The organism is Tenggerimyces flavus (assembly GCF_016907715.1).
GTDB lineage: Bacteria > Actinomycetota > Actinomycetes > Propionibacteriales > Actinopolymorphaceae > Tenggerimyces > Tenggerimyces flavus.
On sequence record NZ_JAFBCM010000001.1, the window covers coordinates 6,441,935 to 6,467,041 of the forward strand.

Here is a 25,107-nt window from a genome sequence, read left to right on the forward strand (position 1 = left end):
AGCCGGACATCTCGGTGGCCGGCACGGGCAAACGCTTGCCCATACCAAAACGAGTAAGGGACCCTACCGAATCAACGACGGAGGGAACCCCGTGAGCGACCTCGGACGCGCGAGCACGAAAACGGCCTCGACGTTCTACACCGCCGAGAAGGTCGCCGCCGCGCGGCGCAACATCGCCGACTTCGACTGGGCACAGCAAGTCCGCGACGACGCGCGAGCCGCCGCCGACCCGTACGTGGCCAAGGGCGACGAGTGGCTCTGGAACCTCGTCACCACCCAGAAGCTCCCCCGCAGCTACGCCGTCAACCAGGCGCTCGGCTCCCCCATCACCGGCCGCGACATCTACCAGTACGGCAACTATCCCTGGCGCGCCGACCCGCTCACCGCACCGTGGAAAATCGTCGACCCGTCCAGCGATTACGTCTTCCCCACCAACGACTTCCCCGCGTACTACACGAGCGGCATCGACGACCAAGGCAGGTTCGACCCGGCCCGAGCCGACCGCACCAAGCTCGTCAACCAGCTCTACCCCGACCGCGGCCCCACCTGGGGCGTCGACGACGGCTACGGCTGGGTCGACGACGCCGGCAAGAAGTGGACGTTCGTCGCCTACTACAACCACTGGCACACCTGGTTCGGCGACGTCGCCCGCGACACCGCCAAGGCCGCCGTCCACCTCACGCTCCGCGCGCTGCGGGACGCGTACGTGTATACCGGCGACCTGAAGTACGCGCACGCAGGCCTGGTCATCCTCGACCGCGTCGCCGACGTCTACCCGAGCATGGACACCAGCGCCTACAGGTCCAGCCAGGGTTTCCTCAACTCCGACGGCGGATCCGGCCGCGGCAGGATCGTCGGCTGCATCTGGGAGACCGGCCTCGCCCGCGAGTTGGTGAGCGTGTACGACGCGTTCTTCCCCGCCGTCGCGACCACCGACCAGGCCAACGTCGTGCCATTCCTCAACGGCAAGGCCAGCCAGTACGGCCAGCCGCCCAAGGCCGACGTCGAGGCGATCAAGCAGAACATCGAGACCAACCTGATCCGCCAGATCTTCCCCGCCATCGAGAGACACCAGATCGCCGGCAACTTCGGCTCCCACCAAGCCACCCTCGCGATGGCCGCCGTCGTACTCGACTCCCCCACCGAGTCCAACCCGTGGATCGACTGGATCTTCAAGGCAGGCGGACGAGTCACCACTCCCGAGCTGCATATCACCGGCGGCAACATGCACGCCCAGCTCGTCGGCGACGTCGACCGCGACGGCTTCGGCAACGAGGCCGCGCCCGGCTACAACCTCGGTTGGATCACCGCGATCCAGGCCGCCGCCGACGCGCTCAGCGGGTACGACCGCTACCCGACCGCCGACCTGTACGAGCACCCGAAGTACGCGAAGATGTTCGAAGGCCGTGCCATCCTCACGATGGTCAACCGCTTCCAGCCCTCCATCGGCGACAGCGGCTCCACCGGCCGCCCGATCCTCACCGGCCTGCCGCAGCAGTTCACCGCCGACTTCGAGCGGTACGGCAACCCCGTCTACGCGCAGATGGCCTACCTCACCAACAACAACTCCCTCGACGGCTTGTACGGCAGCATCTTCTCCACCGACGTCGAAGGCACGCTCGAGCGGATGCGTCAGGTCGTCGAAAGCGACGGCCCGCTCGCACTTCCGACCGTGAACCTCAGCGGGTACGGTCTCGCGTCGCTCCGCCAGGGAACGGGCGACGCGATGCGCGCGGCCTGGGCGTACTACGGCCGAACGGCGGGCCACGGCCACGGCGACGCGCTCAACCTCGGCCTGTACGGGTTCCGCACCGACCTGATGCCCGACCTCGGCTACCCCGAGTTCGCCGACAACAACGCGCGCAGGTTCGAGTGGAACGCCAACACGATCGCGCACAACAGCGTCACGGTCGACAACAAGCGCCAGAGCAACCACTGGGTCGGCCAACCACACGCGTTCGCGAACACTCCACAGGTCAAGCTGTTCGACCTGTCCGCGCCCAAGGTCTACCCACAGACCAGCAGGTACCGACGCGTCACCGCAACCGTCACGATCGACGACGCGAACTGGTACGCGGTCGACGTCTTCCGCGTCACCGGCGGCACGCACCACCACCTGTCGTTCCACGCCGCCGAAGGCCCCGTCACCACGACCGGTCTCGACCTCGCCGCGCAACCCACCGGCACGTACGCCGGCCCCGACATCCTCCCGCCGGCCGACAACGCGCTGCCGCGACCGAACGCGTCTGGGTTCGACTGGCTGTCCAACGTGTCGAGGGCCAACCCCGAAGGCCCGTTCACCGCCGACTGGAAGATCAAGGACACCTGGAACGTCCACGATCCCGACCTCGACCTGCACCTCCGGCTGAACGTCCTCAGCCCGATCGACGACGTGGCGCTGTGCGACGGGATCCCGCCACGCAACAAGCCGGGCAACCCGCCGAGCCTGCGCTACCTGATCGCGCACCGGCAGGGCCTGCAGCTCACCAGTCAGTTCGTCTCGGTGATCGAGCCGTACGTGGGCCAGCCGACGATCCGTGCGGTGACCGAGGTGCCCGTCGTCAGTGCGGGCGGCGAGGACTTCAGCGAGCACGACACGGTCGCGGTGAAGGTCGAGCTGACGAACGGGCGTACCGACTACGTGGTGAGCTCGCTGCGCACCGACGTGCTGTTCACCGTCGACGGGCGCTTTCCGTTCCAGGGCGGCTTCGGCGTGTACTCGTTGCGGAACAGCCGCCCGGTGTACGCGATGGGTCACGACGCGGCTCGCGTCGGTGAGCCTGGCATCCGCCGCGGCCCCGCCGCGCTCACCGGAAAGGTGCACGCGTTCACGAGAGAGCTCTCCGCCGACAACAGCGTGACACTGACTCTCGACTCTGCGTTAAACGACCCGTCGACGCTGATTGGTCACTATCTGTACGTCGCCAATGACGGAGAACGAAACGCTGTTTACCGCATCGCGGGAATTGGCCAGATCTCCGGCAATCAATGCGAGTTCAAGGTCGGTAACACGACGACAATTCGCGGTTACGTCAATCCCGACGACTTCGACCTCGGCTATCGCTACGACGTCGCGGTCGGCGCCAACGCGCGCATCCCGCTGACCCGCGAGTGGATGGGTTGATCACGTCCAGTCAGGTGATCCTCGCGCTCAGTCAGAACATGACAGCGAGCGAGTAATCGGTTACTCGCATTTCGCTCAAATCACCGAACAATAGTTGTTCGGCTACGGAGCGAGTTAAATGACCAGAACTGGATATCCCATCTTGCGCCGTTAGTCCGTTTCAGGGGAACCTCCCGAAATCCGCGTTCGCACAATTGCGCGAGAGGGCTTCCCCTAATGACCGCTTTGCTGGGTGTACCGCCGCGTGGCGTGGCGGCATACGCGACGAAGACGGCCCCCACCCTCTATACCCCGGAGAGGGTCGCCGCGGCACGTCGAAACATCGCCGACTTCGCCTGGGCGCGCAAGCTGCGCGACGACGCGGTCGCCGCGGCCGACCCGTACGTCGCCAAGGGCGACGACTGGCTGTGGAAGCTGATCTCCGGCCAGCGGGTCCCCCGCAGCTACGCGGTCAACCAGGCGCTCGGCTCCCCGATCACCGGCCGGAACATCTACAAGTACGGCAACTACCCCTGGACGGCCAACCCGGTCAGCAAGCCGTGGAAGATCGTGGACCCGTCCAGCGACTACGTCTTCCCCACGAACGACTTCGCGGCGTTCCACGCCAGCGGACTCGACGCCAAGGGACTGTTCGATCCCGCCAAGGCCAACCGCAGCCTGCTCGTCAACAAGCTCTACCCGGAGAAGGGCGCCAAGTGGGGCGTCGACGACGGCACCGGTTGGGTCGACGCGAACGGCAAGCGCTGGACGTTCGTCGCGTACTACAACCACTGGCACAACTGGTTCGGCGACGTGACCAGGGACACCGCCCGCGGCGCGATCCACCGCACCATTCGATCGCTTCGCGACGCGTTTCTCTATACGGGACTGACGAAATACGCCCACGCCGGCTTGATCATGCTGGACCGAGTCGCGGACGTCTATCCCGGCATGGACATCAGCGTCTACAAGGCGCCGACGTACCTGAACTCCGAAGGCGGAACCGAGCGCGGAAAGGTCCTCGGGTGCATCTGGGAGCCCTTTCTCGTCACGGATCTGATGAGCGCGTACGACGCGTTCTTCCCCGCGATCGCGACGAAAGACGTGGCGAACGTAGTGTCGTTCCTGCACGCCAAGGCGCAGAAGCACGGTCTGCCCTCGAAGGCCTCGATCGACGCGATCAAGCAGAACATCGAGGGCAACCTGATCCGTACGGTCTTCCCCGCCGTCAAGGCGCACCGCATCGCTGGCAACTTCGGCATGTACCAAGCAGCGCTGGCGACCGCGGCAGTCGTGCTCGACTCGCCGACCGAGTCCAAGCAGTGGATCGACTGGATCTTCCAAGCGGGCGGGCGAGTTGGCGATCCCACGTTGCGCATCTCCGGCGGCAACCTCGAGGCGACGCTCGTCGACCAGCTCGACCGCGACGGCTTCGGTGACGAGGCGGCGCCGCAGTACAACCTCGGCTGGATCACCGCGCTGAGCGGCGTTGCCGACGCGCTCGCCGGCTACAAGCGCTATCCGACGGCGGACCTGTTCAAGCATCCCAAGTACGCGAAGATGATCGCCGCTCGTCCGGCGCTCACCATGCTGAACAAGTACCTGCCGTCGATCGGCGACAGCGGATCGACCGGCAAGGCGATAGCGATGGCGACGTCGCAGCAGCTGGTGGCGGACTTCGAGCGGTACGGCAACCCGGTGTTCGCGCAGCTCGCGTATCAGCTCAACCACCAGCGACTGGAGAGCCTGTACGGCAGCATCTTCTCCAAGGACGTCGCGGGAACGCGAAGCAAGATCGCCGATGTGCTGGCGGCGAAGGGCCCGCTCGCGCTGCCGAGCATGAACCTCACTGGGTACGGGTTCACCGCCCTGCGCACCGGCACCGGCGGAAACATGCGCAGCGTCTGGTCGTACTACGGTCGCAACGCCGGCTCGCACGGCCACGGCGACGCCCTCAGCATCGGCATGTACGGCACTGGCATCGATCTCATGCCGGACCTCGGCTATCCCGAGTTCGCCGACAACAACGCCCGCCGGTTCGAGTGGAACGCCAACACGATCTCGCACAACACCGTGACGGTCGACCGGAAGCGCCAGTCGTCGCACTGGGTCGGGCAGCCGCTCGGCTACGCCGTACGCAACGCGGTCCAGGTGTTCGACGTCGCCGCGCCGAAGGTCTACTCGCAGACGAGCACGTACCGCCGGACGACCGCGATGATCGCGATCGACGCCAAGAACTCCTACGTCTTCGACGTGTTCCGCGTCGTCGGTGGGACCGATCACCACTTCTCGTTCCACACCGCCGAGGGTCCGGTGACGACGAGCGGGCTCTCGCTGTCTTCCCAGGGCGGCGGGTCGTACGCCGGCATCAACGTATCGCCGCCGTCCGACAACGCCGCGCCGCGCAGCGGGGCGAGTGGCTTCGACTGGCTCGTGAACGTGTCGCGCTGCTCGGCGCCGGCGAGCCAGTTCAGCGTCGACTGGAAGGTCAAGGACACATACAACGTTCATCCGGTCGACCCGAATCTCCATGTACGGTTGACGATGCTCGGCCCGATCGACGACGTGGCGCTGTGCGACGGAATCCCGCCGCGGAACAAGCCAGGCAACCCCGACAAGCTCCGGTACGTGATCGCACACCGGCGAGGTACCAAGCTGGCAAGCAAGTTCGTGTCGGTCATCGAGCCGTACGTCGGCGCCCGGCTGATCAAGAAGCTGACCGCGGTCTCGATCAAGCCGGCAACGGGAACGCTCGCCGCGCATGAGTCGGCGGCCGTCAAGGTAGAGTTGACGAACGGCCGCGTGGACTACATCGTCTCGTCGACGCGGACGAACGTGCCGCTGCTGATCGACAACCTGTTCACGTTCCGCGGCAGCTTCGGCGTGTACCAGCTGAAGGGTGGCAAGGCGGTCTACGCGTTCAGCCACGACGCGACACAGTGCGGGCCGAACACGGCGATGAGAGGCCTGCACGCGGTCGGCGGCACGATCAAGGGCTTCACCGGGAACCTGTCGGCGCAGAACTCGCTGACGGTGACCTTGAGCGGCGCCTGCCCCACGCCGTCGACGCTGGTGGGGTCGTACGTGTACGCGCAGACCGATGGGGTGCGGAACGCGGTGTACGCAATCAAGGGCGCCAAGCTGCTCGACGCGAAGACACTGTGGCTGGACATCGGGGACGCGACGCCGATCCGCGGCTACAAGGACGCTGACGAGCCCTCGCTGGGGTTCCGCTTCGATCCGGTGATCGGGAAGTCCGTGCGGATCCCGCTGACCCGCCAGTGGAGTGCCTGACCCACGCCGGTTTGGATGAAGGGCACCTTCATCCAAACCTATTGGATGAAGGTGCCCTTCATCCAAACAGTGGGAGGGTGGCGAAGGGGATGGGGTGCGGCGAGAGCTGGCGCGAGCTGGACAGCGGGGAGTGATGTCGCCAAGGAGCTGGCGGGGAGTCGATCAGGCGCCACGTCGATCTCGTCCATGCGCCCTTCTGGTCGCGGCAGAGCTAGTCAAGGGCCGCAAAGCGGTCGCGAAGCGACGCCGCCCATCTGCGAAGCCGCCGCGGCGCCCTTTACTCGCTCCGCCGCGACCGGACACTGGCGGACGAGAATGACGAGGCGGAGCACCACTCCCCGGAGAGCCGCCGACGAACCCGCGAGCCGGACAGCTCGATCGCGCCAAGACAGCTCGTCGGGAAGCGGCGGCAGCTGAGCGACGGGGAGGGATGTCGGCAGGTGGTGGGGACGTGCAGCCGACGCGCACTGGTCCTGGTGGAGTGATGTCGTCAGGTGGGGGTCAGCGGGCGCTGGTGGGTGTCCCTGCGGATGGCGGGCGACGGCAGCGGGCGGCAGCTGCTCGTGGTGGAGTGAGGTCGAGATGGAGCTCCCACTCCCCGAGAGCGCGGGGCGGATAGCGTGCGGCGGGTGAGTCGTTGCGAGGAATGTGGATACCACTGGGACGGCCGCCCCGCCGAGGCGATCGCGACGATCCGCGAGCTCCCGGCCGCGCTGTCAAAGGTGATCGGCGAGCGAGGTGACCGAGACGAACGGCTCAGGGCACGGCCAGCGCCGGAGGTGTGGTCGCCGCTCGAGTACGTGGCGCACACCGGGGATGCGATCGGCTGGTACGAACAACGGATCCACCGCGTGCTGACCGAGGACCAGCCGAAGCTCGAGCCGTTCGACTGGGACGCCTACACAGAGGGTCAGCAATATCGCGAGCGACGGCTTGATGAGGTGCTCGCGAGCGTGGGCTGGAGGTGCGCGACGTTCGTGGAGTTGCTGGAAAATCTGCCCGCGGCAACCTGGCAGCGGGAGGGCGTCGGGTCCGGTGGGCAGCCGCGGACGGTGGAACAGCTCGCCCACCGTGCCGCCCACGAGGCGTGCCACCACCTGCAGGACGTTCGCCAGCAGCTGTGACGGGTGAGGTCGGTGGGGCTGATGTGAGGGCGAATCATGACCCCGAATGCCCGAAAAGTCCAGTCTTGAACTCTTTGCCCGAGAGGAGGAGTCTCCGGGAGAGTCCGGCCGGCAAGGAGGCTGACCATGGGGGCATGGGCACCGGGACGACGTGAGGTCCTCTGGGGCGCCGGCGCGCTCCTGGCCGGATCAGCGGCGGCAGGCCAACACCAGGCGCAGGCGGGGCCGCCCGTAACCAGCAAGACGAGCAAGACCAGGCCGACCTTCTACACCCACGACAAGGTCAAGGCGGCCAGGCGCAACATCGCCCAGTTCGAGTGGGCCGCCCAACTCCTCGAGAAGGCGCAAGAGAGAGCACAACCGTTCCTCGACCAAGGCGACGAATGGCTCTGGCGCCTCCCCACCAGCCAATGCGTCCCGAGGAGCTACGCTGTGAACCAGGCACTCGGCTCCCCGATCACCGGCACCGCGATCAACAAGTTCGGCAACTACCCCTGGCGCGCCGACCCGATCAAGAACCCGTGGAAGCTCGTCGACCCGTCCAGCGGCTACACGTTCCCCACCAACGACTTCGCCTCCTACTACGCCAGCGGCCTGGACAAGCAAGGCTGCTTCCAACCCGAGCGCGCCAACCCCGCCTACCTCGTCAACCGCCTCTACCCCGCCCGCGGCAGGTCCTGGGGCGTCGACGACGGCACCGGGTGGGTCGACCGGAACGGCAACCGCTGGACGTTTGTCGCCTACTACAACCACTGGCACGTCTGGCACACCGGCCAGATCGTCCAAGCCCTGAACGCGTTCCGCGACTGCTACCTCTACACCGGCGACGTCAAGTACGCCCGCGCCGGGCTCATCCTTCTCGACCGAGTCGCGGACCTCTACCCGGACATGGACATCTCCGAGTACCCCGCCGACCAGGGCTTCCTCAACTCAGACGGCAACATGAAGAAGGGCAAGACCGTCGGCGCGATCTGGGAGCCGCAGCTCGTCGCCGACCTCATCCTCGCGTACGACGCGTTCTTCCCCGCCATCTCCAACAAGGACCGCGGCAACGTCGTCGACTTCCTCAAGAACAAGGCAACAACGAAGAACACGCCAGCCGCGATCCGCGCCAACCTCGAGAACAACCTGCTGAGACAGGTCTTTCCCGCCGTCCAGGACGCCCAGATCGCCGGCAACTTCGGCATGCACCAACGCGCCCTCGCGCTCGCCGCCGTCGTGCTCGACGCACCGGGCGAGTCCAAGCGCTGGATCGACTTCGTCCTCGACAACGGCGGCCTCATCCAGACGCCCGCCTGGAAGATCACCGGCGGTGGCGTACGGGCCGCGCTGATCGACCGCGTGGACCGCGACGGCATGGGCGACGAGGGCGCGCCCGGCTACAACTACCTGTGGACCGAGTACATCCGCGGCATCGCCGACGTGCTCGCCGGGTACGACCGCTACCCCACCGCCGACCTCTACCGGCACCCGAAGGTGCGCAAGCTGCTCGCCGGCTGCCTGCCGCTGATCATGCTCAACCGCTACACCCCCTCGATCGGCGACACCGGCACGACCGGCGAGCCCGCGATCATCGGCAGCCTGAACGCGTACGTCCGCTCCTTCGAACGGTACGGAAACAAGGAGTACGCCCAGCTCGCCAACCACATCGCGCGAGGCCGGATCGACCTGCTGTACGGCGACATCTTCAGCCCCGATCCGGCCAAGACGCAGGAGCGCATCCAGCAGATCGTCAACCAGTACGGCGATTTCAAGCTCGAGAGCGACAACCTCACCGGGTACGGGTTCGCCGCCCTCCGCACCGGCGACAAGGAGAACCTGCGTGGCCTCTGGACGTACTACGGCCGCACCACCGGGCACGGCGACTACGACGCGCTCAACCTCGGCCTGTACGCGTTCGGCGTCGATCTCATGCCCGACCTCGGCTACCCCGAATACGCCGACAAGAGCATCCGCACCCGCGAGTGGAACGAGAACACCGTTGCCCACAACACCGTCGTGGTCGACGCGAGCAAGCAGCAACCGCACTGGGTCGGTGAGCCGCACGGCTTCGCCAGTGGCGAACGGGTTCGCGTCGTCGACACGTCGGCACCGAACGTCTACCAGCAGACCTCGGTCTATCGCCGCGTCAGCGCGATGGTCGACGTTGACGAGCAGAACTCCTACGTGGTCGACATCTTCCGCGTCGTCGGCGGCTCCGACCACCACCTGAGCTTCCACGCCGCAGCCGGTGACCTCACGGCCGACGGCATCGGGTTCAGCCACCAGTCGCGCGGCACGTACGCCGGCCGCAACGTCCCCCGCCCCGCCGACACCGCGAAGGCGAGGCCGGACGCGAACGGCTTCGACTGGCTCACGAACGTCTTCCGCGCCGAACGTCCGCGCCGGGGTTTCGCGCTGGAGTGGAAGATCAAGGACACCTGGCGCGTCCTCGACCCCGATCCCGACCTGCGGCTGCGCTACACGATGCTGACCGACGTCGACGAGGTCGCGGTCTGCGACGGCACGCCACCGCGCAACAAGCCGGGCAACCCGAAGCGGCTGCGGTACGTGGTCGCGCACCGGCACGGCGAGGACGGCAACCTGGCCAGCCAGTTCGTGTCGGTGATCGAGCCGTACGTCGACTCGCGATTCGTACGAGATGCCCGGCTGGTCGACGTCGAGGCGAGCGGCCTCGATCCGAACGAAGCGGTGGCTGTCAAGGTTACGTTGACAAACGGCCGGGTGGACTACATCGTCAGCTCACTGAGAACGGACCTCGTGCTGACCGTGGACGGGCAGCACCGGTTCGAGGGCGCCTTCGGAGTCATGAGCTTCGAGGGCGGCGAGCAGACGTACGCGTTCGGGCACGACGCCGCGCAGGCAGGGATCCGCAAGGCAGACAGGGCGATCGAGGGTGTGCTCGTCGGGTTCACCAGAGAGCTCACCGGCAAGAACACGTTGACAGTGCGCGTACCCAACCCGGTCGACGACTTCGAGGCGCTCGCCGGGGCGTACGTGTACGTCGCGAACGACGGCGAGCGCAACGCGGTCTACCGGATCAAGCGGGTACGCAAGCTCAGCAACCGCAAACTCGCGCTCGACCTCGGCGACCAGACGACGATCAGGCGCTTCGCGGATCCGGACGACACCGGCCAGGGCTTCGTCTACGACGTCGCCAAGGGCGCCGCCGTCCGGATCCCCCTCACGCTCGAGTGGCAGGCCTAGACGGCGAGCGGCAACGCGATCGGCTGGCCGGACTCGACGGACTTGTAGCCGCCCATCGCGATCTCGGTCGCCCGGTAGCCGTCCCAGCCACTCGGAGCCGGCGCGCGGCCTTCGCGGATCGACGAGATGAACTCGTCGAGCATGCCCGCGTCGGCGTTCGAGCCCCAACCGTTCCAGCGCACCTCGTGCGGCCCCTGGCGGCCGGGACCGTCGGAGAACGAGGCGTACGTCTGCCGGAACGCGTCCATCGACGCGATCCCGTTCTCGCCCACGAGCTCCAGCGTCACGCCACCCCAGGTCGGGTACGACTCCGGCCGGCTCCAGCTGCAGTCGATCGTCGCGACCGTGCCGTTCTCGAACGTCACCGCCAGCGTGCCCGCGGTCTCGACCGGCAGGTCCGGGTACATCAGCTTGTTCGTCTGCGCGTAGACCGAGGTTGCCTCGCTGCCGAGGATCCAGCGCAGCAGATCGGCGACGTGCACGGTGTGGTCCATCATCGAACCGCCGCCGGCGAGCTCGGGGTCGACGAACCACGGGTGCGCCTTGCCCGGCATCTGGCCCGGGTTGGTGCCGGCGACGCCGTAGATCTTGCCCAGCCGCCCGTCCCGGACGACGGACTCGACACCGCACACCGGCGCGGAGAACCGCATCGGGAACGCCGTCATCAGGTTGACGCCGGCCGCCTCGCAGGCCTTGATCATCGCCTGGCCGTCGGCCAGGGACGTCGCCAACGGCTTCTCGCACAGCACGTGCGCGCCCGCGGCGGCGGCCTTCTCGGTGAGCGAACGGTGCACGGAGTTCTCCGAGCACACGATCGCGCCCGCCGGCTCCCAGGCGAGCAGTTCGTCGTACGTCGGCACGAACTCCACGCCGAACGTCGACGCGATCTTCTGCCCGCGCGACGGGTCGACGTCCGACACCCGGACCTCGACGTCGGATCGCCCAGCCAGCAAGGACAGATAGCCCGCGCCGTGCAGGTGAGCGAACGACAGGATCCCCAGCTTCAGCTTGCTCATGATGCGGTCTCCAAGGCCGGCGCGCTGCCGAGGTAGGGCTGGTCCGGAACGGGCAGCTCGACGGCCCGCCCGGTCTCCGACGACTCGATCGCGGCGAGCGAGATCGCCACCGCGGCCGCGCCGTCCTCGGCCGTCACGCGCGGCGTCGGGCCGCCGGCGATCGCGGGCAGGAACTCCCTGAGCTCCGTGGTGTACGGGTCCTCGTCCAGCGTGATCGGCGGCAGGCCGCTCCCGGAGACGGCGAGCTCCGGCGGCGCGAACCGTACCGGCACGTGCTCGTCGGTCGCGTACGACAGCAGGCCCTCTGAGCCAGCGATCTCGAAGCTGGTCCGGAAGCCCGCGCCCTCACGCGCCCAGGAGGCGGTGATGTGGCTGATCGCGCCGTCGACGTGGGTGAGGATCGCGTACGCGTGCGACAGCACCTGGTCGTCGCCGGTGGGCCGGAACTGCTTGGCCCAGACGCGAACGACGTCGCCGGCGATCCAGCGCGCGTAGTCGATGTCGTGGATCATCACGTCGAGGATGAGCCCACCGGAGCGGGTGGCGTTGGTGAGCCAGGTGCTCCACTTCGGCACCCCGCCCTCGCGGGTCAGGCGGACCACCGACGTACGTCCGATCTTCCCCGCGGCGATCGTGCGCTGCGCGGCGGCGTACTCCGGGAAGAACCGCACGACCTGCGCGACATGCAGCGGCAGGCCGGCCTCGCGGAATGTGCGGACGATCTGCTCGGCCTGGTCGTTCGTCCGCGCGAGCGGCTTCTCGCTGATCACCGGCTTGCCCACCGCGGCCGCGGCGAACGCGATCTCCGCGTGCGTGTCGGTCGGCGTGCAGATGTCGACGACGTCCACCGCGCCGAGGATCGACTCGAGCGAGGTGTGCTCGGTGGCGCCGTACTCCTCGACCGCTCGGGTCCGCAGGTCGGGCAGCACGTCGTACGCGTGCACCTCGACACCGATGTTCCTTAACCCTGCCAGGTGGACCCGGCCGATGAAGCCGAGTCCGATCACTCCGACCCGGCGGACCGGATCGCCCTGTTGCCCTTCGCCCACGCCCCACTCCTTAAGCTCGATCTGGTGCGCACCCGTATGGGACGCTAGCGCAAGAACGTGCCTCGACACTGCTCGGGGCGGGCACTAATGGACAACTCTCCAAGGGGGAAAAGCGCATGTCGTCGACACTCGCCGTCCGAGGTGGCGAGCCCGTCCGTACCCGGCCATACCCGACCTGGCCGACTTCGGACAACGCCACGGCGGAAGCCGTCGGTCAGGTCCTGGCATCGGGCAAGTGGGGCAGCACGCACGGGGAGGTCGTCGCGACCTTCGAGGCCGAGTTCGCCGAGTACCAGCAGGCCGCGCACGGCATCTGCGTGTGCAACGGCACGCTCGCGTTGGCGGCCGCTCTGCGCGCGGTGGGGGTGGGTGTCGGTGACGAGGTGATCGTGCCGCCGTACACGTTCATCGCGAGCGCTGCCGCGGTGACGTTCGTCGGAGCGATCCCCGTCTTCGCCGACATCGAGGAGCACAGCCACCTGCTGTCGCCGGCCGCTGCGGAGGCGGCGATCACTGAGCGCACGAAGGCGATCATGCCCGTGCACATCGCGGGGCGGCCTTGTGACATGGACGCGTTCGTGGAGCTCGGTCAGCGTCGCGGGCTCGCCATCATCGAAGACGCCGCGCAGGCCGCGGGCGCGGAGTGGAAGGGCCGCCGCGTCGGGGCGATCGGCGACGTCGGGACGTTCAGCTTCCAGACCAGCAAGAACATGTCCGCCGGCGAGGGTGGCGCGTGTGTGACGAACTCGCCGGACATCGCGGGGCGCCTGTACGCCGCGGCGAACGTCGGGCGCGTACCCGGCGGCGGCTGGTACCAGCACGACCACCTCGGCTACAACCTGCGGCTCACCGAGTTCCAGGCGGCGATCCTGCGCGAGCAGCTGCGCCAGCACCCCTCGTTGCAGGCAGTACGGGCCGCGAACGGCACGCTGCTGCGGTCGCTGCTCGGGTCCGTCGAGGGCGTCGCGCTGCCGAGCGAGGACCCGTCGGTGACGGCGCACGGCTGGCACCTGTTCCTGCTGCGGCTGCCTTCGATCGGCGGGGTCGAGCGGAAGAAGGAGTTCACCTCCGCGCTCCAGGCCGAGGGCGTGCCGTGCAGCCCCGGGTACGACGGCCTGCACCGCAACCCGGCCCTGCTCGAGGAGGTCGAGGCGCTCTGCAAGCGGCTCGGGCAGCCCGTTCCGGTGGCTGAGGTACCGGTGAGCGAGCGGTTGTCGGAGGACACGATCTGGCTGCCGCAGAATGTGCTGCTCGGTTCGGAGGACGACATCCGCGACGCCGCTGCGGCTATTGAGAAGGTGGCGCGCGGTATCTGACCTCTTGAATGGAGGGCATCCGCAGGTGCCCGCTCGGGCGTGATCATGTACGTGATCGTGAAGCTGGACTGGTCGGATACGACGGGTTTGGCTTCATGATCACAGACATGATCACCGCGAAGCTCTTCTGGGGCTGGTGCTGTCTTGATGCGGTGTTCCTTTGAGAGCTCTCCGGCTGTTTGGTGCTCTTCGGGGACTGTGGCGGCGGTCGATTTTGGTGGCCGGTCCGGGGCGCGTCAAGGGCGCCGCGGCGGCTTCGCAGAGGGGCGACGTCGCTTCGCGACCGCGGAGCGGCCCTTGACTCGCCCCGGTCCGGCCACCTGTTTTTCACGCGCCGCCCCTGCCCCCGGAACAGGTGTCCCGGGGGAGGTTCCTTCTTGCTGGGGTTTGTTGCCGTGCTGAGGTCGCTTGTTGGCCCCCGGTCTCTTGTTGCTCGGATGAAGCCGGGGCCGTCCGTTGCCGGTTGTTTTGAATGAAGGGCACCTTCATTCAATAGGTTCGAATGAAGGGACCCTTCATACAACGGGTTTGGGCTAGCCGCGTTCCTCGCCGGCGGCGTCGAAGGCGTCTCGGACTCCGTCGCCGAGCCAGGTGAAAGCCAGCAGGGTGAGGGCGAAGAGGAATGCTGGGAAGACCAGCATGTGTGGGGCCGACAGCAGGTTGCGCGTTCCGTCGGTGATCATCGCGCCCCAGGACGGCGTCGGGGGTTGGACGCCGAGGCCCAGGAGGGCGAGGCCGGCCTCGGCCGCGATCGCCGCCGGGATCGCGAACGAGGTTGTCACGAGGATCGGCCCGATAGCGTTCGGCAGGATGTAGCGCACCGCGATCGTCACGCCGCCGGCTCCCATCGAGCGCGCCGCTTCGACGTACTCGCGTTCCTTCAATGTCAGCACTTGCGCCCGCACCAGCCGGGCCTGCGTCACCCAGGAGGCGATGCCGATCGCGATGATCAGGGCGAAGACCGAGCGGCCGAGCACCGTCACCATGATCACCGCGAACAGGTACGCGGGGAACGCGTACATCACGTCGGTGAAGGCCATCAGCACGGTCTCGACCCGGCCGCCTACGTACCCGGCGACGAGGCCGATCACCAACGCGAACACCAGCGCGGTCAGCTCGGCGCCGAACGCGACCGTCAACGCCGTCCGCAGCCCGAACAGCAACCGGGACAGGATGTCCCGGCCGAGCTGGTCGGTGCCGAACAGGTGCCCGCCCTGCCCCGGAGGCGCGAGCAGGTTGGCGAAGTCGGTCTCCGCGTAGTGCTGCGGCGCCAGCACCGGCGCGAGCAACGCCAACACGATCAGCAAGCCACAGAAGATCAGGCTGCCGAGCGCGAGCTTGTTGCCGCGGAACCGTTGCCAGGCCCGGGCCCACGGCCCAATGGCCCGACGATCGGCCGTTACACCGACGGGGCCTGGGCCGCCGCCGCTGGCGTCGATATCCGTCGCGGTCGCGATCTTCCCCACCCCCCAACCGTTCGTACGCGCGGGTCGAGAACGCCGTAGACGAGGTCGACCAGCAGGTTCGTCACCATCAGGATCAGCCCGTAGAACAAGACCGTTCCCATCAACAGTGGCATGTCACGACTCGCCGCAGCCGAGGCGAAGTAGAGCCCGAGACCGGGGATCCGGAACAGTGTCTCGACAAAGACGGTGCCGGTCATCAGCGCCGCCAACAAGGGTCCGACGACCGTCACCAACGGGATCAACGAGTTGCGCAGCGCGTGCCGCACGATCACCGTGCTGCGGCGCCCGCCCTTCGCGAGCGCCGCCATCACGTAGTCCTCGCGCAGCGTCTCGAGCATCGAGGACCGTACGTACCTCGCCAGCACCGCCGCCGGACCGAGCGCCAACGCCAGCACCGGCATCACCAGGTGGATCGGCCGATCCCAGCCACTCGACGGCATCCAGTGCAAGGTCGCGGTGAAGAGCAGCACGAGGAACGCCGCCGTCAGGTAGCTCGGCAGCGCATGTCCCAACGTGACAAGGAACATCGTGCCCTGGTCACCGATCGAGTTTTGCCTCAGTGCCGCGAAGACGCCGATCGGCACCGCTATCAGCAACGCCAGGATCACCGCGATCAAAGCGAGCGTCGCCGACACCGGGAACGCCGTCTCGATGATGTCCTGCACGTCCATCGTCGCGTACTTGTACGACGGCCCCATGTCCCAGGTGACCGCGCCCTTCATGAACAGCAGGTACTGCTTCCACGCCGGAACATCGGGCCCGTACCGGGTCGTCAGCTCCCCGACCATCTGCTCGGTGCCGGTGCTGCCGATGTTCGTCGCGCCGCTCGCCACGCGCTGGATGTCGGCGAAGTTGCCCGGCGCCAGCTGCAGCAGCGTGAACGCGATGATCGACACCGCGGCGATCGAGATCACCAGGCGGACGAGCCGCTTGGCCAGGTAGACCGCGAGATTCATCGCACCAGCTCGGCGACGGTGACGCGTTCGCCACCGCGTTCCGCGGACAGCACGCCGGCCTGCAGGACGGCGAGCAGGTTGAGGGTCTCCTCCGCCGCGATGGGAGCGACGCGCGTACGTGCCATCTCCACCGCCGCGCGGACGAGGTTGGTGTAGTAGGCGGTCGAGTCCTTCACCTGCGCGGCGTGGAAGCCCTCCTTGCCGTACGCGGTCACGTGGAACGCGTACGCCGCGTCACGCAACGTCTGCACGGTCGCGGTCGGACCGCCGTTCGCGTACGACAGCACGGCCACGTCGCGATCGGGGAAGCTGAACCGCTGCACCCACTCGACGTCGCCTCCGGCGACCGTGAACAGCTGCTCGACCGCGTGCACGCCGTAGTAGAACCACTCCCCCGGCCCGACGCTCACCACCGACGACAGGTCGCCCAGCGCCGCGAACTTCTCCCGATCCGCCTCGAGCTCGGCCGAGAACCGCAACGCCGACGCGCTGAACAGCGGCGCGTTCTTCGTTGCCGCCAAGGCGAAAAGGGCATGCGCCTCGCCGAGCTCGAGCGTCATCGGCTTGTCGACGAACGTCGCGATCCCGGCATCGACGAACGGCCGCGCCATCGGTGCGTGGGTCGCGCCGCCGCCGGTGTCGTCGACGACCAGCACCAGGTCGGTCTGACCCAGCAGCTCGGTCGGCTCGCCGGCGACGGCGTCGATCCCGTACTTCTCGGCAAGCGTCGAGGCGTCCGGCTGGTCCGGGCGGAGCTCGCCGCCCCAGACCCAACTCAGCCGTGCGCCCGGGATTGCCTTGTTCTCGTTGAGGATTCGAGCGAACGCCCCCGCGTGTGAGGTGTTGACACCGACCAGCCCGACCCGTACGTCGTCAGACACTGACTATCCCGCCTCCACATCGAGCGGCTTGAGGTAGAAGTAGTCCGGGTACGGCCGCAGCTGCAGACCCTTGATCGACGGCCGCACCGCGAAGTATGCCGCAGTCCACACCACGGGGATGTACAGCGCCTGCTCCTCGCGGATCTTCGCGGCCTGCTTGAACAAGTCGAGCTGCTTGGCCTCGTCGGGCTCCCTCGTGGCCTGCGCGACGAGCTCGCCCATCTGCCGGGTCTCCGGCGACGCGTCCTTGGCGAGGATCGCGTCCAGCTTCGCGGTCTTCTCGGCGGGCTTGAGGTTCTTGTCGAGCTGGAGCTCCTGGTACTCCGCCCACTTGGCGGCCGGCAGGCTGAACATCTGGTTGTCCTTCGGCGACCATAGCGCACCGACCATCGTCGGCCAGGTGGGCAGGCCGGCGAACGTGCCGTAGTAGAAGCCGATGTAGTCGCCCTTCTGGACCTGCCAGCGGCGTGTCGTGTAGACGCCGCTCTCGACGATGTCCGACTTCACCTTGATGCCCAGGTTGCGGATCCAGGTGTCGACGATCGCGTCGACCATCGGCGCCTGCACACCCGCGAGGAGACGGATCTCCGGCAGCCCCTTGCCGTCGGGGAACCCGGCCTCGCCGAGCAGCTGCTTCGCCTGGGCGATGTCCTCCTTGATCGCGATGCTCTCGTCCCAGCCCTTGGTGCGGTCGGTGACCAGCGAGAGGCCGGGCCGGAGGCCGGGGGTGACCTTGGCGAGCGTGTCGCGACCGAGCGCGAGGGAGAGCGCGCGACGGACCCGCGGGTCGTCCATCGTCGGGTTCTCACTGCGCAGCTTGGCGAGGTAGACGATCGAGTACGTCGGGATCGACTGCAGCTGCTTCTTGAGCTCCGGGTCCTTCTCGAACCGCGCGACGTCGGCGTCGAAGATGTTGACCATGTCGGTCTCGCCGTTCTCGTACGGAACGGTCGCGGTGCCGCTGGTCGTCGGCTCGACGAGCTGAACCTCGATCTTGTCCAGCTTGACGTTCTTGCGGTCCCAGTACTTCTCGTTCGGGATCAGCTCGATGCTGGAGTTCTTCGTCCACTTCTGGACCGCGTACGGACCGTTGGAGACGAAGTTCGGCGGGTTCTGCCAGTCCTCCGGCTTCTCGTCGACCAGGTCCATGTTCAGCGGCAGCAGCGCCGGGTGCGTGAGCGCGAGCAGGAAGTCCGGGTTGGGGTTGGCGAGGGTGAGCACGAGCTCGCGCTCGCCGTTCGCCTTGACCCCGACCTGCGACCAGTCGGTGAGGACGCCGGACAGGAAGTCCGTCGCGCCCTTGATGTTGGTCGACGCCTGGTAGGAGTTCGCGCCGAGCGTCGTGCCGCCGGCGGAGGTGCCGGCCGGCGTGAACAGCCGCTCGTACGTGCGCTCGAAGTCGGTGGCGAGCACGGGCTTGCCATTCGACCACATCGCGTTGGCGCGAAGCTGGAACGTGTAGGTGAGGTTGTCCGGCGAGATCGTCCACTTCTCCGCGACCGCGGGGATGACGTCGTCACCGGCCGGGTTCTGCGCGACCAGGCCCTCGAGCACGCCGCGGGTGAGCAGCCACATGCCGTTGGTGATGACCTGCGGGTCGAGGACCTCGACCGGGACGAAGCTCAGCCGCAGCGTGCGCTGCCCACCGGGCTTGCCGGGGTCCTCTGGAGAGTCGCCACCGAACAGGCCGCAACCGGTCAGCGACCAGCTTCCGGCGGCGAGGCCGATGAGACCGCTGACGCGAAGGAACTCGCGGCGGGTGGAGCCAGGCAGTTGAGATCGGGTGAAACGGCTGGTCGAACGCGAGCTTGCGGGCTGGTCCATCGAGCGAACCTCGTCTCCAGGCGGACGGACTGTCGTCCATACTTACGGACTTACGGTCCCGACCGTAGGACTGCCGTATGCCTGTGTCAATGGACGATTCCGGCGCGTTGCACGGTCGTAACCGGAGCGACCGGAGTCGGCAACGTGGGCCGTCCGGTTCAGGCCGTCGAATTCCTTGGTCGCGGGTGTCGAATCATGCCGGGTCCCGATCGTCGGTGGGCAACGACGAGGCGAGAGGAACCCCCGATGACACCCCAGAAGCTCACCAGCAGGCAGCGGCTGACGATCTTCGTGCTGCTCGGCGCGAGCTTCATGCTCGCCGCCAACTTCTCCATCCTGAACGTCGCGCTGCCGCAGGTCGGCGAGGCCGTCGGCCTCGAGGTGTCCGGGCTCGCCTGGGTGGCGACGGCGTACGCGCTGCCCGCCGCTGGGTTCACGCTGCTGTTCGGCCGGATCGGCGACCTGTACGGACGGCGCCGGATGTTCCTCGGAGGCATCGCGGTGCTGGCGGTGGCCTCGGTCCTCGGTGGGCTCGCCGCGAACCCGGCGATGCTGCTGAGCGCCCGCGCGCTCCAGGGCGTCGCCTGCGCGATGGCGATCCCGAACGCGCTGTCGCTGCTCGTCACCTCCTTCAGCGACGAGAAGCTGCGGGCACGAGTGCTGGGCATCAACGGCGCGCTCGGCGCCGCCGGCTTCACCGTCGGCGCGCTCGTGGGCGGGACGATCGTCGGCATCCTCGGCTGGCGTGGCGCGTTCCTGATCAACGTCCCGATGGCGATCCTCGCCCTCGTCGTCACCCCGTTCGTGATCCGCGCGAGCAGGGCCACCGAACGGGTCCGGCTGGACGTCCCCGGCGCCGTGACCGTGACGCTCGGGTTGCTGGCGATCGCGTACGGCGTGACGAACGCGAACGTCTACGCGCTGCTCGGCGGCGTCGCGATGCTGGTGGTGTTCTGGTTCGTCGAGAAGCGCGCGAAGGCACCGCTCGCCGCGGTCGACATCCTGGTCAGGCCGGGCGTGAAGTGGGGCATCGTCGCCGGCCTGGTGCTGTTCGCGATGGAGATCTCGCTGATCTTCGTCATGACGCTCTACCTGCAGAAGGTCCTGCACCTGTCGCCGTTCCTGACCGGGCTGGCGTTCGGCGTACCCGGGCTCGCCGCCGTCGCCGGGGGTGTCCTCGCCGGCCGGTTCATCGCCAGCTTCGGGTCGCGGAAGGTGCTGGTGGCCGGGCTGCTGACCCAGACCGCGTTCACCGCGCCGATGGTCCTGCTCGGCATGTCCGAGGCCTGGGTCTGGTTGGTGGTCCCGGCCCTGTTCGTCGGCTTCTTCGGCTTCGTGGCCGGCACCGTGGCGTTCATGGTGACCGCGACGTCGAGCGTGCCGGACTCCCAGCAAGGCCTGGCGACCGGCCTCACCACCTTGGTCGACGAGGTCGGGTCGACGATCGGTGTGCCGATCTTCGCCGCGATCGTGGCGACCCAGGCTAACCTGCTCGACGGCATCCACCTGGCCGTGATCGTGAACGTCGTGGGCACCGTGGCCGCGGCGGTGGTGATCTGGTTCGGGCTGCGGCCGCGCCGCACAGCGACGGCGCCCGCCGTCGCGGAGCCGTCCTACGAGTCGGCGTCCGCCTGAGGCTCGACTTCCTTCGGCTTCTCGGCCAGCTCCGCTTCCGACGGAGCGGGCAGGTGTTCCGGCCGAGGGCGCGAGGCGTCCCGCGCCCGCATGGCAGCGGACAGGCCGAGCTGGGAAGGTCTGTCGATCGGCATCAGTAGCCAGTGTCACAGATCGGCAGCGGCTCGCTCACGAACGCCCGCGACGCCACGGCCAGCGCACCGGCCTTCTGCTCCACGACCAGGCCGGCCAGCCCGGCCGCCGCCAGCGAGGGCCGGCCGAGGTACGCCGCGCCGAGCTCGCGGACGTCCAGCGCGAGCTCCGCCGGCGCCGTGGTCCGTTCGCAGGTCGCGCCGGTCGCGTCGCCCGCCAGCCGCCACCGGCCGGCGTTCCACGGGCAGAACGGGTCGGCGACCTCGAGCACGACGTCGATCGGCGACGCGTACCGCCGAGCGGCGAGCGCCCGGTCCACGTCGATCAGCCGCACCCAGTGCCCGTCCCAGATCCGCTTCTTTGCGGCCCGCGGGTCGATCAGCAGCGAGACCAGCGGCTCGTCCAGCGCCGCTCTCCCCCAGGTCGTCCGCGCCACCAGGTCCTGGTCGAGCAGGAACCGCCACAGCGCGACGTACGACAGAAGGTCGGTCGCGTGCAGGCGCATGACCTCGATCCGCCGGTCGCCCCAGGGCCCCGACGCCCGGAAGTACGCGTACCCGCCGACGGTCCCGTCGACGTCGGCCAGCACGCAGCGCAGCTCCCCCGCACCCTCGCGCAGCTCCGGCGGGTCGGCGATCAGCTTGCGCTGCCAGGCGTCGTCGTGGTGGAACATGCCCGGGCGCTCGGCCCTGGTCGCCTCGCGGATGGCCGAGCACGTCGCGAGGCTCTCCTCGAGCGACGCGTACTCGATCCGGACGTTCTCCACGTCGGCGACGGGCCGCAGCGCGCGGTCGGTGCGGTTGATCTCGACCTGGGCGTGCTCGCTCGCGAGCCCGTACCCGAAGCGACCGTAGATCGCCGGCTCCGACGCGGTCAGCGCGATGACCGGCGAGCCGCCGACCTCGTGGATCCCGGTGAGCTGGTCGCGCATCAGCGACGACAGCACGCCGCGGCGCCGGTGCGTCGGGCGGACCGCGACCAGCGTGAGCAGCTCGGTCCAGAGGTTGACGTCGCCCGGGACGGCCATCGGGCGGAAGTACGTGGTGGCGTGGCCGACCAGCTCGGAGCCGGCGTACGCGCCGATGCTGCGGTCCGGCTCGAACGCGGACCGGTCGAGCTCGCGCTCCTGTTCCGGATACGGCTGAGCGAACGCGAGCTCGACGAGGTGGACGATCTGGTCCCAGTCGTCGCCGGAGGGGCGAATTTCGATCTTTGAATGCGTCGGCATAGCGAGAACTCTGCTATTCTTTTCGATTTGTGTCGACACACAAAAATAGAACCTCTTTCGGAGGTTCTATCGAAAAGTATAGCTCGGCAATGCGGGCCGCGTCAAAGGGTGAGGGGACCTAGTTTTGACTGAAAGCACGATCAAGCACGAGATCGCCGAAGAACAAGCCCAGGTGAGCATGCTGTACGACCGTCTGGACGTGTTGCGCGAAAGGGCAGCCGCCGACCTGAAGCGTGTGCAGGGCGAGGAGAGATTGGGGCACGACCAGGGGGATTCCGAACGCGACTCGTTCTCCACGCTCTACCAGGGGCGGCACGCACAGCTCTCGTCGGTCGAACGAGGTCTGGTGTTCGGCCGCGTCGACAACACCGACGACACGAAGTTCCATATCGGCCGGATCGGGCTGTTCGACGACGACTACGAACCCGTTCTCGTCGACTGGCGCGCGCCGGTCGCCCAGTCGTTCTATCGCGCGACGCCGGCCGACCCGATGGGCGTGATCCGGCGCCGGCACATCCGGCTGCACCAACGGACGGTCGTCGCGGTCGACGACGACCTGCTCGACCTCGAGGCGCTCAGCGACCCGGACCGGTCGACGCTGACCGGTGAGGCCGCGCTGCTCGCCTCGCTCACGTCGCACCGAACCGGCCGGATGAACGAGATCGTCGCGACGATCCAGGCCGAGCAGGACGTGATCATCCGCTCCGAGCTGCCTGGTGTGCTCGTCGTGCAGGGCGGTCCCGGTACGGGCAAGACGGTCGTCGCGCTGCACCGCGCGGCGTACCTGCTCTACACGCACCGCGAGCAGCTCGCGCGGCGCGGCGTGCTCGTCGTGGGGCCGAACGCGACGTTCCTCCGCTACATCGACCAGGTGCTGCCGTCGCTCGGTGAGACCGACGTCGTGCTGTCGACGGTCGGCGAGCTCTTTCCCGGCGTGGTCGGGTCCGCACCGGAGTCGCCGCTCGCCGCGCGGGTGAAGGGCTCGCTCGAGATGGTCGAGGTGCTGGCGCGGGCCGTGCGCGACTTCCAGGCCGTGCCCGCCGAGCCGATCGCGCTCAAGGTGGACAACCGGGAGCTGACGCTCACGCCGTCGATCGTCCGGCGGGCGCGGAAGCGAGCGCGGGACGCCGACGAGCCGCACAACCGGGCGCGGCGGTTCTTCGTCAAGGCGATCCTCGACGCCTTGACCGACCAGGTCGTCGACGAGCTCGGTCGTGAGTTCATCTCCGACGACGACATCGCCGATCTGCGGAAGGAGTTGCGGGAGGACCCTGTGGTCCGGGACCTGCTGCGGCAGCTCTGGCCGGAGCTCACGCCGCAGCTGTTCGTGACGATCCTGCTGTCCTCGGACTCGCGGCTCGCCGCGGCGGCGCCGGACCTGAGCGAGTCGGAGCGGGCCGCCCTCGTACGGGCGAACGACGCCCCGTGGACCGCGTCGGACGTGGCGCTGCTGGACGAGGCGGCGGAGCTGTTGGGCGACCTCGACTCCGACGTGTACGCGCGCAAGCAGGGCGCGGTGAACCAGGCCGTCGGGGCGGAGGAACACTTGGACTACATCCGCGGCGTGATCGAGCTCGAGTCGACCGCGCATCGGATCGTCCTGATGCCGTGGGAGGTCGAGCAGTTCACCGGCATGTTGGCGCAGTGGACGACGCAGACCGACGCTGTCGGGACCCTGGCGGAACGGGCCGCTGCCGATCGGACGTGGCAGTTCGGGCACGTGATCGTCGACGAGGCGCAGGAACTGTCGGCGATGGACTGGCGGCTGCTGATGCGGCGGGTGCCGCGGCGTTCGATGACGCTGGTCGGCGACATCGCGCAGACCGGTTCGGCGGCCGGCACCCGGTCGTGGGCGGAGGTGCTGGACCGGTACGCGCCGCGGCGGTGGCGTACCGCGGAGCTGTCGGTGAACTACCGGACGCCCGCCGAGATCATGGCCGTGGCCGCCGACGTGCTGGCGGCCATCGACCCGTCGGCGACCCCTCCGACGTCGGTCCGCGACACGGGGGTGAAGCCGTGGAGCTCGAGCGTCCCGGCTGCTTCGTTCGGCTCCGCGTTGGTGGCCGCGGTGCGGTCAGAGCAGGCGGAGGTGGGTGACGGGCGGCTGGCGGTGCTCGTTCCCTCGTCGCGGTACGCCGAACTGACGTCGCTGTTGGCGTCGCAGGTCGAGGGCGTGGCGTTCGGAACCCATCCGGGGGTGCTGGACTCGACCATCGCTGTGCTCGACGTCGGGCAGGCGAAGGGCCTGGAGTTCGACTCGGTGCTCATCGCCGACCCCTCGGCCATCGTGGCTTCCTCGGTGCGGGGTCTGTCCGACCTGTACGTCGCGGTGACGCGGGCGACGAAGCGGCTCGGGGTCGTCTGCCCGGGACCGATCCCGGAGATGCTGACCCAGACCGTTCAGACGGGTGGGATGACGCCCGAGGACTCGTAGCTGGCGAGCATCTCGATCCGCCGGACGTGGCGGGCCTCGTTCGTGAAGTCGGTGCTGAGGAACGTCTCCACGAACGCGGCCGCCTCGTCGACGGTGTGCATGCGCGCGCCGATCGAGCAGACGTTGGCGTTGTTGTGCAGGCGGCCGAGCTGGGCGGTCTCGGTGCTCCAGGCGAGGGCGGCGCGGACGCCGGCGACCTTGTTGGCGGCGATCTGCTCACCGTTCCCGCTGCCGCCGATGACGATGCCGAGGCTGCCCTCGTCGGCGACCACCGCGGCGGCGGTCGCGAGGCAGAACGGCGGGTAGTCGTCGTCGGGGTCGTACGCCTCGGGACCGTGGTCGACGACGTCGTGGCCGCGGCCGGCGAGCCACGCGACGAGGTGTTGCTTCAGCTCGTAGCCGGCGTGGTCGGAACCCAGATGCACTCGCACGCGGCAGAGTC

Annotated in this window: 16 protein-coding genes; 7 read left to right on the plus strand and 9 right to left on the minus strand. The window is 68.2% G+C overall.

The window, feature by feature from the left end; translation table 11 throughout:
- Nucleotides 1–91: 91 nt before the first annotated feature.
- The 4 genes from JOD67_RS42160 (at nucleotide 92) to JOD67_RS30320 (ending at nucleotide 10,728) form a co-directional block, all read left to right on the plus strand.
- Nucleotides 92–3,124 carry a heparinase II/III domain-containing protein gene (locus JOD67_RS42160; RefSeq protein WP_307782608.1) on the plus strand — a complete coding sequence of 1,011 codons (3,033 nt, stop codon included), beginning with the start codon at nucleotides 92–94 and terminating at the stop codon, nucleotides 3,122–3,124.
- Between the two features lie 216 nt (nucleotides 3,125–3,340).
- Nucleotides 3,341–6,397 carry a heparinase II/III domain-containing protein gene (locus JOD67_RS30310; protein ID WP_205121115.1) on the plus strand — a complete coding sequence of 1,019 codons (3,057 nt, stop codon included), beginning with the start codon at nucleotides 3,341–3,343 and terminating at the stop codon, nucleotides 6,395–6,397.
- A gap of 629 nt (nucleotides 6,398–7,026) precedes the next feature.
- Nucleotides 7,027–7,521, plus strand: a complete 495-nt coding sequence (locus JOD67_RS30315; RefSeq protein WP_205121116.1) for a DinB family protein — start codon at nucleotides 7,027–7,029, stop codon at nucleotides 7,519–7,521.
- Between the two features lie 126 nt (nucleotides 7,522–7,647).
- Nucleotides 7,648–10,728, plus strand: coding sequence for a heparinase II/III domain-containing protein (locus tag JOD67_RS30320; RefSeq protein ID WP_205121117.1), 3,081 nt, complete (start codon nucleotides 7,648–7,650; stop codon nucleotides 10,726–10,728).
- Here the strand turns inward: JOD67_RS30320 and JOD67_RS30325 are convergent.
- Both JOD67_RS30325 and JOD67_RS30330 read right to left on the minus strand, forming a co-directional pair.
- Nucleotides 10,725–11,744 carry a Gfo/Idh/MocA family protein gene (locus JOD67_RS30325; protein ID WP_205121118.1) on the minus strand — a complete coding sequence of 340 codons (1,020 nt, stop codon included), beginning with the start codon at nucleotides 11,742–11,744 and terminating at the stop codon, nucleotides 10,725–10,727. The two genes, JOD67_RS30320 and JOD67_RS30325, sit on opposite strands and share 4 nt — an antisense overlap.
- Complete coding sequence (locus JOD67_RS30330; protein ID WP_205121119.1) at nucleotides 11,741–12,793, minus strand: Gfo/Idh/MocA family protein; 1,053 nt, start codon at nucleotides 12,791–12,793, stop codon at nucleotides 11,741–11,743. Before JOD67_RS30330 ends, JOD67_RS30325 begins: the two co-directional genes overlap by 4 nt.
- Before the next feature lie 116 nt (nucleotides 12,794–12,909).
- Here JOD67_RS30330 and JOD67_RS30335 point away from each other — a divergent pair, with 116 nt between their 5' ends.
- Complete coding sequence (locus tag JOD67_RS30335; protein WP_205121120.1) at nucleotides 12,910–14,109, plus strand: DegT/DnrJ/EryC1/StrS family aminotransferase; 1,200 nt, start codon at nucleotides 12,910–12,912, stop codon at nucleotides 14,107–14,109.
- A 533-nt stretch (nucleotides 14,110–14,642) separates the two neighbouring features.
- On the opposite strand, the gene JOD67_RS42165 is transcribed toward JOD67_RS30335, so the two are convergent.
- The 4 genes from JOD67_RS42165 to JOD67_RS30355 are packed head-to-tail and all read right to left on the minus strand — an operon-like array spanning nucleotide 14,643 to nucleotide 19,236.
- Nucleotides 14,643–15,575, minus strand: coding sequence for an ABC transporter permease (locus JOD67_RS42165; RefSeq protein ID WP_307782609.1), 933 nt, complete (start codon nucleotides 15,573–15,575; stop codon nucleotides 14,643–14,645).
- On the minus strand, nucleotides 15,509–16,531 hold the full coding sequence (locus JOD67_RS30345) for an ABC transporter permease (protein WP_205121121.1): 1,023 nt from the start codon (nucleotides 16,529–16,531) through the stop codon (nucleotides 15,509–15,511). Before JOD67_RS30345 ends, JOD67_RS42165 begins: the two co-directional genes overlap by 67 nt.
- On the minus strand, nucleotides 16,528–17,412 hold the full coding sequence (locus JOD67_RS30350; protein WP_205121122.1) for a Gfo/Idh/MocA family protein: 885 nt from the start codon (nucleotides 17,410–17,412) through the stop codon (nucleotides 16,528–16,530). Before JOD67_RS30350 ends, JOD67_RS30345 begins: the two co-directional genes overlap by 4 nt.
- A gap of 3 nt (nucleotides 17,413–17,415) precedes the next feature.
- Entirely contained in the window at nucleotides 17,416–19,236 is a 1,821-nt protein-coding gene (locus JOD67_RS30355) for a peptide ABC transporter substrate-binding protein (RefSeq protein WP_205121123.1), read from the minus strand.
- Nucleotides 19,237–19,482: 246 nt separating this feature from the next.
- Here JOD67_RS30355 and JOD67_RS30360 point away from each other — a divergent pair, with 246 nt between their 5' ends.
- Nucleotides 19,483–20,871, plus strand: coding sequence for an MFS transporter (locus JOD67_RS30360; RefSeq protein WP_239554110.1), 1,389 nt, complete (start codon nucleotides 19,483–19,485; stop codon nucleotides 20,869–20,871).
- Here JOD67_RS30360 and JOD67_RS30365 read toward each other — a convergent pair.
- Entirely contained in the window at nucleotides 20,850–21,005 is a 156-nt protein-coding gene (locus JOD67_RS30365) for a hypothetical protein (RefSeq protein WP_205121125.1), read from the minus strand. The two genes, JOD67_RS30360 and JOD67_RS30365, sit on opposite strands and share 22 nt — an antisense overlap.
- Entirely contained in the window at nucleotides 21,005–22,231 is a 1,227-nt protein-coding gene (locus JOD67_RS30370) for a GNAT family N-acetyltransferase (RefSeq protein ID WP_205121126.1), read from the minus strand. The genes JOD67_RS30365 and JOD67_RS30370 overlap by 1 nt, the downstream gene beginning before the upstream one ends.
- Before the next feature lie 124 nt (nucleotides 22,232–22,355).
- Here JOD67_RS30370 and JOD67_RS30375 point away from each other — a divergent pair, with 124 nt between their 5' ends.
- Nucleotides 22,356–24,665 (plus strand): HelD family protein, encoded by a 2,310-nt coding sequence (locus JOD67_RS30375; protein ID WP_239554111.1) that lies wholly within the window; start codon nucleotides 22,356–22,358, stop codon nucleotides 24,663–24,665.
- Here the strand turns inward: JOD67_RS30375 and JOD67_RS30380 are convergent.
- Nucleotides 24,632–25,096, minus strand: a complete 465-nt coding sequence (locus tag JOD67_RS30380) for a ribose-5-phosphate isomerase (protein WP_205121127.1) — start codon at nucleotides 25,094–25,096, stop codon at nucleotides 24,632–24,634. The two genes, JOD67_RS30375 and JOD67_RS30380, sit on opposite strands and share 34 nt — an antisense overlap.
- Nucleotides 25,097–25,107: the final 11 nt, after the last annotated feature.